Below are 15,177 nucleotides of genomic sequence, written 5' to 3'. Positions count from 1 at the left end.
CCGCACGAATGACTCTATCCGTAAGCATCGCCCTAACAGCTCGATAAACTGAAATATTGGGGAATATTCTGATTCTATTTATTCTTCGCTATCTATCCTTTCGTCCTGTACCCAATCATGGTAAAATAGGTTGGTATGCAAGTTGTCGTATACAGTAATAAAGGAGCAGTACCTATGGATATGGATTTTAATATTCCCGATATTACGGAAAATGCGGATAAAGCGGCAGGCGGTGGAAAACACCGGAAGCCGAGACGGGCAGGAAAGATCCGCCTGGGAGATACGATTCGCAGTATTTCCAAATGCTATACGGCCACGGAAGAAAAGAAGGATGAAGATCGGGGCATTACCTTTTATTCTCTCTCCGAAGGGGAAGAAACCTTTTCGTTCTACGGTATGGATGTATCCATGATTGGTGTATGCATCCGCCATAAAAAGACGGCAGCCATTTATATGGAACTCCCTGCAAAGGATCGGGATACTTTTATCAAATCCCTGGAAAAGTCGGAAGGAAAGGGCCAGGACGCTGCGGGCATGACCATTTTTGCGGATACGGTGACGTCTATTTTCGTGACGAAACCGGAAAAATCGGATTCCGTCATCACCATCGCCCTTATGGACAGTGAGGAAGCAAAGGCTCTCTCAGACAATGAGGCCATAGCAGAGGAGGAAGAAGAGAAATCCAAGGGACTGGGACATAAGATTTTCAAGGTTTATTTCAACCCCATCGGGCGAATGAGCCGTAAATCCTATATTCCCAAAATGCTGGGGGTTGGTATTCCGGCGGCTGTTCTCTTTGCTTTTACCTGCATCAGACCGGAGTTGTTCGTAGGAGATCTGAATCCCTATATTTTCACGTTCCTGGTTGTAGGGACTCTCTGCTTTATTTCGCTCATCAGTCTCGGCATCCGCCGTCTTTCGGACATTGGCCTTTCCCATCTGTATTACTGGCTGTTTTTCCTGATTCTCTTTGCCATTAACCAGCTCGGCGGTGATTATCTCGGGAGCCAGGTCATGGCGACCCGCGTGGTGGCGGTTATCTTCCTGGCAGCCGTTGTGATTCTTGCTTTTTTCCCTGGAGAAAACAAGAAAAACAAGTATGGTCCAGTGCCAAAGGATTGAAAAAGAAGGATCAATCTGTATATAGGAGCAGTACGCAGGATAGGGCGTACTGCTTTTGATATTTCCGCTGCATTTCTACCGCGTTCCACTTTAGTAGATATACCTGTATGAATAGGAGGATTTTATGAAATTGCCTGTTCCTGCGAGGCAGATGCTTCCCCTTTTGGGAATCACGGTGTCTGCCTTTGTATTTAATACGTCTGAGTTCATGCCCATTGCCCTTCTGATGGATATTTCCCGGTCCTTTTCCCAAACCGAAGCGGAAACGGGGATTATGATTACGGTGTATGCCTGGATGGTGGCAGTCCTTTCCCTTCCACTCATGCTGCTGGGAGGAAAACTGTCGCCGAAGCCGCTGCTCCTGCTCACGCTTTCTGTCTTTTCCATCGGTCAGGTGATCTCCGGCCTGGCGCCGACTTTTGGCATCCTCATGGGCGGCCGTATTGTGGTGGCCAGTGCCCATGCCATATTCTGGTCTGTAGCGGCGCCCCTGGCGGCCAGGCTTGTAGATAAGGGGAAGTCTCCCTTTGCCCTGTCCATGGTGGCCACAGGGACGGCGGTGGCCATGGTCTTCGGCCTCCCTTTGGGCCGGGTCATCGGCCTGTCTCTGGGCTGGCGTATGACATTTCTCTCCATTGCCGGCGTCACTATTCTGGCCCTTATTTACCTGTTCTTTGTGTTTCCCCGGATGGAAAACGACGAGTCCTTTTCTCTGGGGGACCTGCCGGGGCTTTTCAGGAATCCCGCCATTTCTATTATTTTTGGAATGACCCTTTTCTTTGCTACCTCCTATTTCACTACATACAGCTATATAGAGCCCTTTCTCCATACGGTGGCCGGATTTTCGGCGGAAGGAATCACAGCTTGCCTCATGCTGGTAGGGGCATCGGGATTCTTGGGAAGCTTTGTATTCTCTAAAATGTTTAATACCTATCCCCATGCCATTATCCTTATCGGGGCGGCGGGGCTCATTGTACCGCTTCTTTTGTTCCTGCCCGCCACCGTTTTCTGGCCCCTGCTTCTTCTGCTCTGCCTGACCATGGGGGTAGTGAGCACTCTTTATGGGGTGGCCATGCAGTCGGAAATTATCCGCCACCTTTCTATCAGTGCTGCGCCGGTGGCCATGTCCATTTATTCCGGTATCTTTAACGTAGGTATCGGAGGAGGTACGTTCCTGGGCAGTACTATCACTGCGGCCGGCGGCCTTCCCTATATCGGCCTTGCCGGAGGCCTGCTGGCTGCCATTAGCGGTGCCCTCTGCTATTTCAGATACCTTCCGATCCTTCGGAAAAAGTAGGAAACATCAAAAAACGGTTTATCCCGGAAAGGGATAAACCGTTCTGTTTTTGGAGGCGGTGCCCGGAGTTGAACACGGGGATAAGGGCCTTGCAGGGCCCACGCCTTAGCGCTTGGCTACACCGCCATAGGATTGACTCATATAGTATATCGCTTTCTTTCGAAAAAGTAAAGAAATTTTATTATGAGTCGCTTGCCGGTTTAGCCGTTAAACATGATGAAAAGAGATAACTTCGTTATTCTGCGGAAGGCTGCCGTACCCAGAGACTGTATTCTCCGGATACATTGATCCGATAGGCCGGCATGGTTTCGTTGTACTCCATAAGGAAAGAGGACCGGTCATTGTCCTTGGTAATGAGAATCACATGGGGATCCTGGAGGAGCTTTTCTTCTGCTGCGAAGGGCATTACATTTTTTGCATTCCAGGACAGGGTTCCAGGTTCCATGGATTCAATTTTATCGCCTTCCACAGCCCGGTAAATGGTTTTCCCGCTGTAGAAGACGGCGGAGGTGCGGTAATCATTAAGAAAGGCAATAGTTTTTCCTTCCGTATCCATATGGGCCAGGGCTTCCCCAATTTCTTTTCCTGAATGGTTCAGCATGATAGAGGGCGCTACGGCGAGAGCCAGTACGCAGTACAGGATACCCAGGGCAAGACTTCCCTTTTCGATGCGCAGGGACAGGTCTTTATAGAGGACGGCGGTCAGGATGGACAGGGAGAAGAGAGCAGGGAATGTGTAGGTGGTGTATTTTGTAGCCACCAGCTCAAAGAAGAAGAAAACCACGAATGCGTAAATCAGGAGAAGCTGGGTGGCATCGTCCGCATTCCGCAGGTCCAGCTTTTTCTGCTTCCACCGGCGGAAGAGGGAATAGGGAATGAAGAAGCTCCAGGGCGCAAAACCGACGAAGTAGATGATGATGTAGAAATACCATTTGTTGTGGGAAGGATGTTCCGACACCGTGGCACGGAGAAAATTGTGGACGCCGATGAAATTCAGGATAAAGTCGCTGCCATGGAGGTAACACATGGTACCGTACCAGGCACCGGCGATGACTGCAAAGATACAGAGTCCGGAAATCAGATGGACATGGGCCATTTCCCGGAAGTCTTTCTTGTAAACGAGGAAGAGGAAGCATCCCAGCCCGGGCAGGAGAATACCGATAGGCCCCTTGGTCAGGGTGGCGAGAGCTGCAAAGACGTAGCAGAGGAAATAGTATTTCCTGTTATCCGTGTATCCCAGATAGAAGAAAGCCACGGCGCCGCTCATGAAAAGGAAGAGGGTGGAGTCGGTGATAACAGCCTTGGAAAGGACCCAGCATTCCACAGAGGTACCAAGGATAAGGGCAGAAAGCCAGCCTACCTTTTCTCCGTAGGTTCGGCGGCCGAACCAGTAGGTAAAGAGTACGGATGCAGACCCCAGAATGGCTGCGGGCAGGCGGGCAGCCATTTCATTGAACCCGAAAAGGGCAAAGGACAGGGCCAGCTCCCAATAGTAGAATATGGGCTTGTCATACCAGTAGCGGCCGTAAATTTGCGGGGAAATCCAGTCTCCCGAAAGGACCATTTCCTTTGCGGTGAGGGCATAGTTCGATTCTGCCGTGTCCGTGACTGCCAGAAGCTGGTTGCCCATGAGGTAGATAATAAGGGTGAAAATAAGTAAAGTCCAGTAAGGATGGTTCCTGAGAGTTTTGACCATAGTATCCTCCAAAATGTATAATCTTTAAATTTAACTCTACAGGAACGGTGTAAATGATTATGTATTAAACCATAAAGAAAAGATAAACTGAAAATTCGGCCGGTTGCATGGGGTGCGGACAATCGGTGTGATAAGGGAAAAGGGGAAAGGATTCTCCCATGGAAAATAGCAGGTGATTCTGCCCTTTTCCATGTATGAAAGGGAATACTATGAATATACGGAAAAGTCTGATTTTATCCCATATCGTTGTATGCATACTGCCGCTCCTGATGACTTTATTCGTGCTGGTCTCTGCTTTTGCAGGGCTTCTTCTCTATTCAGCCAGCGGGAACCATGTGATGGCAGAGAGCAGTTTCCAGTTCAATGTCATATCCAATGTCATATCCAATGTCATCCGGACGGCCCTGTTCCATGGCATCCGCCATAAGGAGGGGGTTGAACGGTATTCCTGGGTCATGGAAATTACGGATCCCATCCAGACCTATGTGACCGTGGAAAAGAACGGCAGCCCTATTTACAGCTATGGCAATGAAAAATACCAGACCGATATAGAGGCCCTCCGGAAAAATGGCATCACCGAAGGTGTGGACAGCCGGGAGGGGAGCAGTACCTACAGCATGACCGATGGAGACCGGTACTATTATCTGGATAAGGAAGTCATCCGGGGAGATACGTACCATCTTTATACCATTGCCCGCCATCCGAAGGCCCGGAGCGATGCGGCCATCGAAAAGGCTGTACGGGGGGGGAGCCGGTTTATACTCCTGTCCCTGGTGGTATTTATTGTGCTTACCAGTTATTTCCTGGCCCGGTTCATCGTGGGCCGCATCCTTTCTCCTTTAGGGGAACTGGAACGGGGAGCCGATGAAATACGGAAGGGAAATCTGTCCGTATACCTTCGCCATACAAGGCATGACGAATTCACGCCGGCTATAGAGGCCTTCAATATGATGGCCTGGAGGCTGAAGCGGTCCCTGGAAGAAAGGGAGGAGGAAGAAGAAAAGAGGAAAGAACTCATTGCTTCCATTTCCCATGATATACGGACACCCCTTACTTCCATCAAGGCCTATGTGGAAGGGCTGGAGGACCATGTGGCCTCTACGCCGGCCATGCAGGAGCGGTATCTTAAAGTTATCCACAGGAAGGCCGATATCCTGGATCGGATGATTGAACAGCTTTTCCTTCTGACGAAGATGGATATCGGAGAGAAGGCGCTGCCCTTGGAATCTTTGGACCTGGGGAAAACGGTGGAACAGTTTATCGAAGAAAACCGGCTGAACTGGAATAAGAATGGCGCCGATTTTACGATAACCGCAGATAAGGATATTCGGGTCAGGGGAAGTCCTCTCCTTCTGGAGCGTATCCTGGAAAATCTGGTATCCAACAGCATCAAGTACAAAACGGAAAATCAGGTCCATATGGATATTTCTGTGGAAGCAGAAGGAGAAAAAGCAAAACTCCGGATTTCCGATGACGGTCCCGGGGTGCCGGAAAAAGCATTGGGCCGTCTGAAAGAAGCATTCTTCCGTACGGATAAAGCAAGAAGCCGTACAGAAAACGGCAGCGGCCTGGGACTGGCGATCGTGGAACGGGCAGCCCGGCTGATGGGAGGAACCGTGGATTTTCAAAACAGGAAGCCCCATGGGCTGACGGTAGTATTTACATTACCTTTGGAGGATAAAAATGGCAAAACGAATACTGATAGTGGAAGATGATGATGATATTGCATCCATTGAAAAGGATTACCTGGAAGTCAGCGGCTATCAGGTAACGGTAGAAGAAAACGGCACCGCCGGCCTGACAGAAGCGCTGACAGGGGATTATGACCTGATCCTTCTGGACGTCATGCTGCCGGGGATGGATGGGTTCCAGATTGTTCGAAAACTTCGGGATAAGGTAGATATCCCTATCATGATGGTGACCGCCAAGAGAACGGACATCGACAAAATCCGGGGGCTTGGTTTCGGAGCCGACGATTACATCGAAAAGCCTTTTTCACCGGGGGTGCTGGTGGCAAAGGTGAAGTCCCAGCTGGCCCAGTATGAACGGCTCAAAGGGAAGCCGGAGGATCGGAAGCGGATCACCATCAGCGGTATTACCCTGGAGTCCGATACCCACCGCATTTGGGTGCGGGGGGAAGAAAAGGTACTGCCCAATAAGGAATTCCAGCTGCTGGAGTTCCTCATGGTCCATGCGGATGTGGTGTACAGCCGGGAGACCCTGTACACGAGAATCTGGGGTATGGATTCCCTGGGAAATACGGCCACTGTACCGGTCCATATCAACAGGCTTCGGGAAGCGGTGGAAGAGGACCCGGCGAACCCGAGGCACATCCTGACTATCTGGGGCGTGGGGTATAAGTTTAAACCGTGACAGGAAATATAAAAGGAGCCTTGAGAAATGAATTACATTTCTCAAGGCTCCTTTTATGAAGTGTATTTCCGGGAAGCGCTTTCTTAAATGGGGAACAGCACTCGGGCGGCATATATGGTGCCCGTCATGGTGATGCAGGAGAGGAAGGTGCTCATCATCACCAGCTCCGTAGCAAAATCTTCATGGTTATGGAATTCCACGGCGTAGAGTACCGAATTTACGGGCGCCGGGACACTGGACATGATGAGGATGGTCTGGTTGATGACAGGATCAAAGGTAAAGCCTGCCAGACGGGCCAGGTGGATCAGGATGAATCCACAGACAGGGCCCACGACCAGACGGATTGTGCAGCCCACCCAGGCGTCAGGATCTGCAAAGGAGAAATGGGACCGGTGAATCTGCATGCCCAGGGTAATCATGACGATAGCCACCAGTGCCTGGGCACAGCTCTGGAAGACAGGCCACACGAAGAGGGTAGTCATATCTATGATGCCTGTAAATTTGATGGTAAACACGGCCACCAGCGTATAGATGACCGGCATGTGAAAGATAACGGAAATGGCGTCCCTGGTAGTCAGTTTTCCTACACCGGCCTGGTAGAGTCCCAATGTGTTGAGGCTCATATTCATCTGGACCAGCATAATGGTGGCACAGGCACTGGCTTCCGCAAGGTATGGAAACTGTCCATTGATTACATAGGGAGCATTGGAAAAGACGAGGGCAATGAGGGCGATACCGATATTCCCATTATTGGAGAACATGGTCCCGTTTTTCAGGGCCGATGTCTTTCCGGCATCCATACCCCGGAATTTACCATATAAGGTGGCTATGGCGCCTATGGTAAACATCTGGATAAAAGCAAGGATGAATACATTCAGCATGGTCATATCCAGTTTTGCCACATAAATGCTGTAGAAAATAAAGCAGGGCAGCACCACATAGAAAGTAAGCTTCGTCAGGGAGGATACGTCCATTTTAAATTTCACATCCAGCACGTATCCGATGGCCACGAAGACGAGGAGGGGGACAATATTATCAGTAATAATCTGAAGAAAAGCTTCGAGCTGCACAGAAATTCCTCCTTACATCGGAAACAAAACCGGCATGAGATAAATGGCGGCGGTTACAGTGATGATGGAGACGAAAAAGTTGAAAATAATGGCCTGGTTCAGATGGTCCGATTTCTTCTTGAATTCTGCACCATAAATGATGAGAGACATGGAAGAGGGAATGGCGGAAGCGAGGAAGAAGACCTGGCGGGAAATGAGGGAGAGCCCCGGCAGGAAGAGGAGAATGGCCCAGGCAAGGAGAGGGCTCAGGATGAGCTTGATGAAGGCGGCGCCTATGGTATAGGTGTCGGGCTTTGTAAAATGGGTACGGTGCAGTTCCACACCAACGGTGACCATGATGAGTACGAGGAAAGCGCCGTCCATATGGCCCAGTACGGACTGGATAAAGGTCCCTTCAATGGAAATCCCGACCCATCGTACCAGCACTGCCAGTAGTGCAGCATAGAGGGAAGGCATTTTCCCCAGGTACGAGAGAATATCGATGAGTGATGATTTCTCGCTCCGGATCATGGCTGCGCCGAAGGTATTGACAGCAAGGTTCATGAGAATCATGAGAAGGGCCATGGAACCCATGGCTTCCTTCAGATACACCGCTTTTCCGTCTACCAGGAAGGGCATGTGGGAATAGACCATCATAACGATGGCAATGCCTATGTTACCGAAGTTGGAAAATGTGGATACCGCTTCAAAATCGGAGACCTGCCGGCGGTTATAGGTGAGGTGGGGACCAGCGATGGCAGATACGATATAAAGAAGTACCATGAGCAGTATCGCTGCCGGAATCAGCAGAAGCCCGTCCGGAGAAAGCTCTGCCCGATAGAGGGAGTAGAAAATAAAGCAGGGCAGTATGACGTATACATTCAGCCGGCTGTAAGTGGGAAGGTCGATCTTAAAGCGGCTGTCCAGAAACCATCCGCACCCCATGAAAGCGAAGAGGGGCAGGATATCGTACCAGATAATGTGGAAAAGTGTCATAATCAGGGTCCTCAAGAAATCATGCAGTCATTTTTGAATCTGCGTAATCATTATTATTTTTTAAGTATACACCGAATGGAAACGGGGCGAAAGAGAAAGACCGGGGCAATATAAAAGAGGCTATGCAGCCTCTTTTATATTGCCGGTGAGTGACCATTGGCGGTCAGATTACCATTTTCTGAAATTGAAGGGCAGTCCCAGGAGATGGGCTACTTCGTCAGCCCGGTAGAGTTTCTTATCGGCCATGTAGCCCCAGAGGCTGTTTTCCCTTCCCATTCTTTTTACTGCGTCCATAATTTCTTTATTCAGTTTCTTTGCCATAATAAATCCTTCTTTCTTTACAATCTGTATTTTCTTTCACGAAGAATCGGAATACCGGGGAGGAGACCTGTGAATTGATTCTGCCCCTCCAGAGCTCCTTACTCCTTCGTTCTGTACGTAGTATAGACTTTCTCATAGACAATATCCAACTGTATATATTAGTTAAATTAACAAAAATATCCTGTCAATCGAAGAAGCATTTCCTGCAATAAAAAAGCCCCGGAGGGGGCTTGGGGGCTGGTGGGATTTACGGGATTCAGGGCAGTAACCTCGAAAAAGGCTATGACGATCCCCACCCATGTATGGGGATAAAATTCCCAGAAAAGCACTGATCAAATCTGAGCTATTTAAGGAGGATTATGACGCAGTATTGCATGAAAATACATATATAATCGGACTCTGCGAATTAATCAGCGCTTCCCTAGCTCTGTGACTTAATCAGCGCTTTCCTGAACCCGTTCCGGTTCACTGCAGGGGATAGGCCGCTTCTTTTATTGGCCATAACTCTCTGCCTGCTGCAGGAAGGCTTCGTGGATGCGGGTGTCCTTTCCCAGTTCCGGATGGAAAGCCAGGGCGGTCTGGTTCTTATACCGCACGGCCACGATGTGGCTGTCAACGGCAGCAAGGATTTCTACCTCCGGATCCGCCTCTGTAATATAGGGGGCCCGGATAAAGTTCATGCGGAAGGGACCAATGCCTTTGATATCGGCGGTGGTGATGAAGCTGCCCAGCTGCCGGCCGTAAGCATTCCGGCGGACCGTGACCGGCAGGGTACCGAAACAGGGATTGTCATCATTATCCAGGTGCCGGGCCAGCAGGATCATGCCGGCACAGGTAGCCAGTACAGGAAGGCCTCCTTCGATGGCTTTTTTCAACGGATCAAACAGTCCTTCTTCCTTCAGGAGTTTCCGCTGGGTGGTGCTTTCCCCACCGGGGAGAATGAGTCCATCCAGATGGGTCAGGTCCCCTTTATTTCTGATTTCCACCGTATCCGCTCCCAAAGAGCGGATCATTTTTTCATGCTCAATAAATGCCCCCTGGAGGGCAAGAATACCAATGACTGCCATGCTGTTACCTCCATGAAAGATGAATCAGTTCTGCAGTGGACGATAAGGGAATGGGTATCCTCTTATTACGGGCTGCATGATGCCTGCCTGTCTGCGGCGGGCATGGCTTTTTTACTTTCCTCTTTCCGCCATGAGCAGTGCAATTTCATCTTCATTGATACCCACCATGGCTTCGCCCAGGTCGTAGGACAGCTCGGCAAGGATATCGGGGTTGTTGTAATTGGTGACCGCTTTTACGATGGCCGCTGCCCGCTTAGCCGGATTTCCGGACTTGAAGATACCGCTTCCTACAAAAACCCCTTCGGCGCCGAGCTGCATCATGAGAGCGGCATCTGCCGGTGTAGCGACACCGCCGGCGGCGAAATTGACAACCGGCAGTTTCTTATGGTCATGGACATAGAGGGCCAGGTCGTAGGGAACTTCCAGCTTTTTGGCTGCTTCGAAGACTTCATCGCTCCTCTTGGAAGCCAGTTCAGCGATCTGGGTATTGATTTTACGCATGTGCCGCACGGCCTGGACAATGTCGCCGGTTCCCGGTTCCCCTTTGGTACGGATCATGGCAGCTCCTTCTGCGATGCGGCGAAGGGCTTCACCCAGGTCCCGGGCACCGCAGACAAAGGGGACTTTGAACTGGTGCTTGTCGATATGGTATACATCGTCTGCAGGAGAAAGAACTTCACTTTCATCGATATAATCGATATCGATGGCCTGGAGAATCTGGGCTTCCACGAAGTGGCCGATACGGCATTTGGCCATGACCGGAATGGAAACGGCTTCCTGGATGCCCTTGATCATCTTCGGGTCACTCATGCGGGAAACGCCGCCGGCCTTTCGGATATCTGCGGGGATCCGTTCCAGTGCCATGACGGCAGCGGCGCCGGCATCTTCCGCAATCTTTGCCTGTTCCGGTGTGGTGACGTCCATAATGACGCCGCCCTTCAGCATCTGGGCCAGCTGTTTGTTCAGTTCATACTGTTCTTTTGCATTGTTTTCTGTCATGATTAGGACTCCTTTACTGGTAAACTATAGATATTTCAGGGAAAAAAGGTATAGAAAAAGCAGGGCCCTGGCCCTGCTTATAAACAGAGGCGGCTCACTGGCAAGCGATAATGGCTTTTCAGTATTTCCCGTCAATCATCTTTTTGACCATTTCATCGAGCTTCCACTTCCATACAAGGAAGGGACCGCAGATGACGCCGAAGAGGGCCTGCAGGATTTCATAGGGCAGCTTGATCCAGGCATAGGCAGGGGTACTGTAGATATAGGCCCGGCCCAAGGAATAGCCAACCACCATGATGACAGCTCCCACAAGGACAGCAATGAGGGTAGCAATTTTCCGGTTTTCCTTAAAACAGTTGTGAACAATGTAGGAAATGGCCATGGCCTGCAGCCCGTGGGTGACAAGGGATACAAACATGGGGAGAGGATAGAAAAAGAAATCCCCCAGAAAAGCACCTACGTCGCCTACGAGGAAGGCACCGGCTGGGTCCAGTATCAAAGCCGCCGTGACGATGACGATGTCATTCAGATATAGATGGCCCCCGGGCACGGGGAGGCCAAAAGAGGAAAGGCCCACATTGATGGCCATGAAAAGGCCGCAGATGGTGAGCCAACGGGTATTATGTTTTGTATGGGCAGCCGGCATGGTTTCGGCTGCGGATTCATGAATCATGGGAGTTCTCCTTTACACTGCAGTTTAGCTGCATTATAATATGAATCTGAACTTATTAAAATTACCAGAACTGGAATAAAAAATATGACCAGATAAATTGGGCGATTTTACGTTACAAGAATTGAAAAGTAAATCTGCCGGATGATGTTTTCGTCTAACTTCAGGAGACATTGCCATGACCGCATATATGAAACTTTACCTTTTTCTTCGGGAGAAAATCACCGGCCATATCTATCGGTTCGGCCAGAAACTGCCATCGAAACGGCAGCTGGCGGAGGAGTCGGGAGTTAGTGTAATTACCGTGGAACATGCCTATGACCTCCTGTCGGAAGAGGGCTATGTGGAGAGCCGGGAACGGAGCGGCTATTTTGTGATTTATAAAGAAACAGATGCCTATCCCGTCGGAAGGGTGCAGGCATCAATTGACAGGAGTACCATTGGCACCGTTCCGGTGGAGCAGCGGGAAGAAGGGGAACGGGATCTGTTTCCCTTTTCCCAGTTTGCCAAGACCATGCGGTATGTGCTGTCCATGTACGGCGAGAAAATACTGGATCCCTCTCCCCGCAAAGGGTGTCTGGAGCTCCGGGAAGCCATTGCTTCCTACCTGGGTCGGAGCCGGAACATGGCGGTCTCTCCTGACCAGATTCTCATTGGCTCCGGAGCGGAGTACCTCTACGGCCTCAATGTACAGGTACTGGGGCGGGACCGTATTTACGCCCTGGAAAATCCATCCTACGAGAAAATACGAAAGGTCTATGAAGCCAGCGGGGCGAAGGTGGAGCTTCTTTCCATGGGTCAGGACGGCATCCGGACGGAAGAACTGGCACGGAGTCGGGCTTCCGTACTCCATGTGACCCCCTTCAACAGCTACCCTTCCGGTATTACAGCCAGTGCTTCGAAGCGGGCAGAATACATCCGCTGGGCGAAGGAACGGGGCGGGTACATTATCGAAGACGATTTCGATTCGGAATTCACACTCCTTTCCAAACCGGAGGATACCCTTTTTTCCCTGGGCCCTGAAGGTTCAGTGATTTATATGAATACCTTTTCCAAGACCATTGCCCCCTCCGTGCGGGCAGGGTACCTCGTACTTCCCCGCCCATGGGTGGCGGTATATGAGAAAAAAGTGGGATTTTATTCCTGCACGGTGCCGGTTTTTGATCAGCTGGTGCTGGCAGAATTCATGAACCGGGGCCACTTTGAGAGGCACATCAACCGGGTTCGGCGGAGAAGAAAGAAAAGAGAACAGGAGGAACGGTAGATGTCCCATCACAAAAGGCTGCAGGATTTTGTCCTGCAGCCTTTTGCGTGCTGTTAGAAGGAGTGGACTGATATATCCATTCAAATAACGCAGGCTTACTGATTGGTCCGGCCCATCCACCGGTTGCGGTCAAAGAAGGTCTTGGCCACTTCGGGGAAGGAAATGTAACTCAGGAGGTCTTCCATGCTGGCATGGGGGTATCCTTCTTCTGCCAGTCTGGCCCGGTATTTTTCAAGCTGTGGAGGAATCAGGTCTGCCGGCCGGCAGGTGATGGGTTTTTCATCGCCGATGCAGAGGCGCTGTACCTCGGGATCAATGGGGCCCGGTGTACGGCCGTACTTGCCGGCTACCAGGTTTCTTACTTCCGTAGGAATCATCTTATACCGGCCCAGGGCCACATTCATGACAGCCATGGTGCCTACAATCTGGCTTGTGGGGGTAACCAGGGGCGGATAGCCCAGTTCCTTTCGTACCCGGGGCATTTCTTCCAGCAGTTCATCGTATTTGTCCGCAATGCCCAGTTCCTTCATCTGCCGGAGCAGGTTGGACAGCATGCCGCCGGGAATCTGGAAGGTCAGCACCTTGGGGTCGATGGGAATGTTTGTATTCAGGTGAAAATCTTCCACCAGGTCCCGTTTTACCCGTTTGAAGTAGTCAGCCAGTTCATGGAGCCGGTGCATGTCGAGGCCGGTGTCGTAGTCCGTGCCTTCCAGGGCAGCTACCAGGGATTCCGTGCAGGGCTGGCTCGTGGAACAGGAGAAGGGGGAAATGGCGGTATCCACAATATCGGCGCCCGCTTCAATGGCCTTCAGGTAGGTCATGTCTCCCAGGGCGGAGGTAAAGTGGGTATGGATATCGATGGGCACGCTGATTTCTGCCTTCAGTGCCTTCACCAGCTTATAGGCGCTGTAAGGGCGTAGAAGCCCTGCCATATCCTTGATGCAGATGGAATCGGCGCCCATCTGTACCAGCTCCTTGCCCAGTTTTACGAAGTCTTCGTCCTTATGGTAAGGGCTGATGGTGTATACGATACATCCCTGGGCATGGCCGCCGGCTTCTTTGGTGGCCCGGATGGCGGTCTCCAGGTTCCTTGTGTCGTTCAGGGCATCGAAGATGCGGATGATGGAGACCCCGTTATCCACGGACCGCTTGATGAATTCTGTCACCACGTCATCGGCCATGTTGGAGTAGCCCAAAAGGTTCTGTCCCCTAAGGAGCATCTGGATGGGGGTATGGGGCAGATTTTTCTTCAGCAGCCGGAGCCGCTGCCAGGGGTCTTCATTCAGGTAGCGCAGGCACACGTCAAAGGTGGCGCCGCCCCAGGCTTCAATGGCGTAGTAGCCGGCACTGTCCATTTTCTCAAGGATCGGCAGCATGTCGACGATGCGCATACGGGTGGCTGCGATGGACTGGTGGCCATCGCGGAGTACGGTTTCTACAATTTTTACAGGTTTTTTTGCCATTTTCTTTTCCTCATTTTTTATACTGCCTGCCACAGGTTTTTACCCTGTGGCAGGTGGTTTATCTGTACTTGGAACTACCTACAATATACCATCCCCACTTGAATTAATAAAATTTATGAATTTAATAGTGAAATAAAATAAATTTATATTTCAAGAAGGGATGTGTCTTTCTGGAATGATATAAAAAAAGGCAGGCTCCGTAAAGAGCCTGCTTCGGAAGACGGATATGGTCTCAGGGTTCCATAAGTCTGATAAATTCCTTTACCGCCGATGGGGTATAAGAGCGGTGGGGAAGGAGGAGGAAATAATGGCGCTGGGCATAGGGGGACTGGAGTTTGAAGAAGCGGAGCCCCTTTTCCCGTCCCGTGACCAGGCGGTCACTGATGAAGGCGGCACCTACGCCGGAGGCGGCCAGGGAAAAAGCAGTGACCAGCTGGGGGACTTTGATGCGGACCCGGGGACTGGCACCGGCCTCTTCGAATATCTTCAGCGTCCGGGCACCCAGGTTTACGTGGGCATCGATGAGGATGAAATTGAAAGCGGGAAACTCCTTAAAGTTGACGGCCGGTATATCTTTTGCCCTGTGGCGGCCACTGGTAACGTCAGAGGCGGTAAGGGCCAGGTCCAGAAGTCTCTGGGGGAGGAAAAATGTTTCCGGTACCGCCAGGAGGATGGTGTCGCTGAAGCTGGGAAAACTTTCAAAAGAGCCGATGACCTCTTCATCACAGCTGAATGTGAAGTCCAGCTTGTTTTCCTTCAGAAGGTCTATGAGCTGGTCGGAACTGTAGTGAACGACAAAAATAGCTTTATTTAAAGCTGCACAGGGTTCGAAGCTGATTATTTGGCTTTTTCCAAGCCTC

General features: G+C 50.8%; 14 protein-coding genes and 1 tRNA gene. 5 read left to right on the top strand and 10 right to left on the bottom strand.

Annotated features, from left to right (window positions below; translation table 11 throughout):
- Window positions 1-174 precede the first annotated feature (174 nt).
- Together QZR21_RS04580 and QZR21_RS04575 are read left to right on the top strand one after the other, a co-directional pair.
- Window positions 175-1,122 carry a DUF805 domain-containing protein gene (locus QZR21_RS04580; protein ID WP_296096938.1) on the top strand — a complete coding sequence of 316 codons (948 nt, stop codon included), beginning with the start codon at window positions 175-177 and terminating at the stop codon, window positions 1,120-1,122.
- Window positions 1,123-1,246: 124 nt separating this feature from the next.
- Entirely contained in the window at window positions 1,247-2,419 is a 1,173-nt protein-coding gene (locus QZR21_RS04575; RefSeq protein WP_296096941.1) for an MFS transporter, read from the top strand.
- A 50-nt stretch (window positions 2,420-2,469) separates the two neighbouring features.
- On the opposite strand, the gene QZR21_RS04570 is transcribed toward QZR21_RS04575, so the two are convergent.
- Both QZR21_RS04570 and QZR21_RS04565 read right to left on the bottom strand, forming a co-directional pair.
- Window positions 2,470-2,545: transfer RNA gene (locus QZR21_RS04570), tRNA-Cys, on the bottom strand.
- A gap of 109 nt (window positions 2,546-2,654) precedes the next feature.
- Complete coding sequence (locus QZR21_RS04565; RefSeq protein ID WP_296096945.1) at window positions 2,655-4,115, bottom strand: glycosyltransferase family 39 protein; 1,461 nt, start codon at window positions 4,113-4,115, stop codon at window positions 2,655-2,657.
- A gap of 209 nt (window positions 4,116-4,324) precedes the next feature.
- Here QZR21_RS04565 and QZR21_RS04560 point away from each other — a divergent pair, with 209 nt between their 5' ends.
- Entirely contained in the window at window positions 4,325-5,830 is a 1,506-nt protein-coding gene (locus tag QZR21_RS04560) for a HAMP domain-containing sensor histidine kinase (protein ID WP_296973993.1), read from the top strand.
- A complete protein-coding gene (locus tag QZR21_RS04555; protein ID WP_296973992.1) occupies window positions 5,799-6,488 on the top strand; it encodes a response regulator transcription factor in 690 nt (229 codons plus the stop codon). The genes QZR21_RS04560 and QZR21_RS04555 overlap by 32 nt, the downstream gene beginning before the upstream one ends.
- A gap of 83 nt (window positions 6,489-6,571) precedes the next feature.
- On the opposite strand, the gene QZR21_RS04550 is transcribed toward QZR21_RS04555, so the two are convergent.
- The 6 genes from QZR21_RS04550 to QZR21_RS04525 form a co-directional block, all read right to left on the bottom strand.
- Window positions 6,572-7,558 carry an AEC family transporter gene (locus QZR21_RS04550; protein ID WP_296096950.1) on the bottom strand — a complete coding sequence of 329 codons (987 nt, stop codon included), beginning with the start codon at window positions 7,556-7,558 and terminating at the stop codon, window positions 6,572-6,574.
- 12 nt (window positions 7,559-7,570) lie between these two features.
- Window positions 7,571-8,533, bottom strand: a complete 963-nt coding sequence (locus tag QZR21_RS04545; RefSeq protein ID WP_296096952.1) for an AEC family transporter — start codon at window positions 8,531-8,533, stop codon at window positions 7,571-7,573.
- 168 nt (window positions 8,534-8,701) lie between these two features.
- Complete coding sequence (locus tag QZR21_RS04540) at window positions 8,702-8,854, bottom strand: hypothetical protein (RefSeq protein WP_296096955.1); 153 nt, start codon at window positions 8,852-8,854, stop codon at window positions 8,702-8,704.
- 491 nt (window positions 8,855-9,345) lie between these two features.
- Window positions 9,346-9,921 carry a pyridoxal 5'-phosphate synthase glutaminase subunit PdxT gene (gene pdxT, locus QZR21_RS04535; RefSeq protein WP_296096957.1) on the bottom strand — a complete coding sequence of 192 codons (576 nt, stop codon included), beginning with the start codon at window positions 9,919-9,921 and terminating at the stop codon, window positions 9,346-9,348.
- Between the two features lie 111 nt (window positions 9,922-10,032).
- On the bottom strand, window positions 10,033-10,920 hold the full coding sequence (gene pdxS, locus QZR21_RS04530; protein WP_296096959.1) for a pyridoxal 5'-phosphate synthase lyase subunit PdxS: 888 nt from the start codon (window positions 10,918-10,920) through the stop codon (window positions 10,033-10,035).
- Window positions 10,921-11,038: 118 nt separating this feature from the next.
- The gene (locus QZR21_RS04525) at window positions 11,039-11,593 is read right to left on the bottom strand and encodes an ECF transporter S component (protein WP_296096961.1); all 555 of its coding nucleotides are present in this window, start codon (window positions 11,591-11,593) and stop codon (window positions 11,039-11,041) included.
- A gap of 175 nt (window positions 11,594-11,768) precedes the next feature.
- On the opposite strand from QZR21_RS04525, the gene QZR21_RS04520 reads away from it, so the two are divergent.
- Complete coding sequence (locus QZR21_RS04520; protein WP_296096962.1) at window positions 11,769-12,854, top strand: PLP-dependent aminotransferase family protein; 1,086 nt, start codon at window positions 11,769-11,771, stop codon at window positions 12,852-12,854.
- A 95-nt stretch (window positions 12,855-12,949) separates the two neighbouring features.
- Here the strand turns inward: QZR21_RS04520 and QZR21_RS04515 are convergent, their stop codons facing one another.
- Together QZR21_RS04515 and QZR21_RS04510 are read right to left on the bottom strand one after the other, a co-directional pair.
- Window positions 12,950-14,317, bottom strand: a complete 1,368-nt coding sequence (locus tag QZR21_RS04515) for a pyruvate carboxylase subunit B (protein ID WP_296096964.1) — start codon at window positions 14,315-14,317, stop codon at window positions 12,950-12,952.
- Between the two features lie 232 nt (window positions 14,318-14,549).
- Window positions 14,550-15,177: LysR family transcriptional regulator substrate-binding protein (locus QZR21_RS04510; protein WP_296973985.1), on the bottom strand; the 628-nt coding region annotated here is incomplete at its 5' end.

It is taken from the genome of uncultured Dialister sp. (assembly GCF_900541605.1).
Taxonomy (GTDB): Bacteria; Bacillota; Negativicutes; order Veillonellales; family Dialisteraceae; genus Dialister.
Note: the sequence above shows the minus strand (reverse complement) of the source record. Positions and strands in the feature narration are given on the sequence as shown.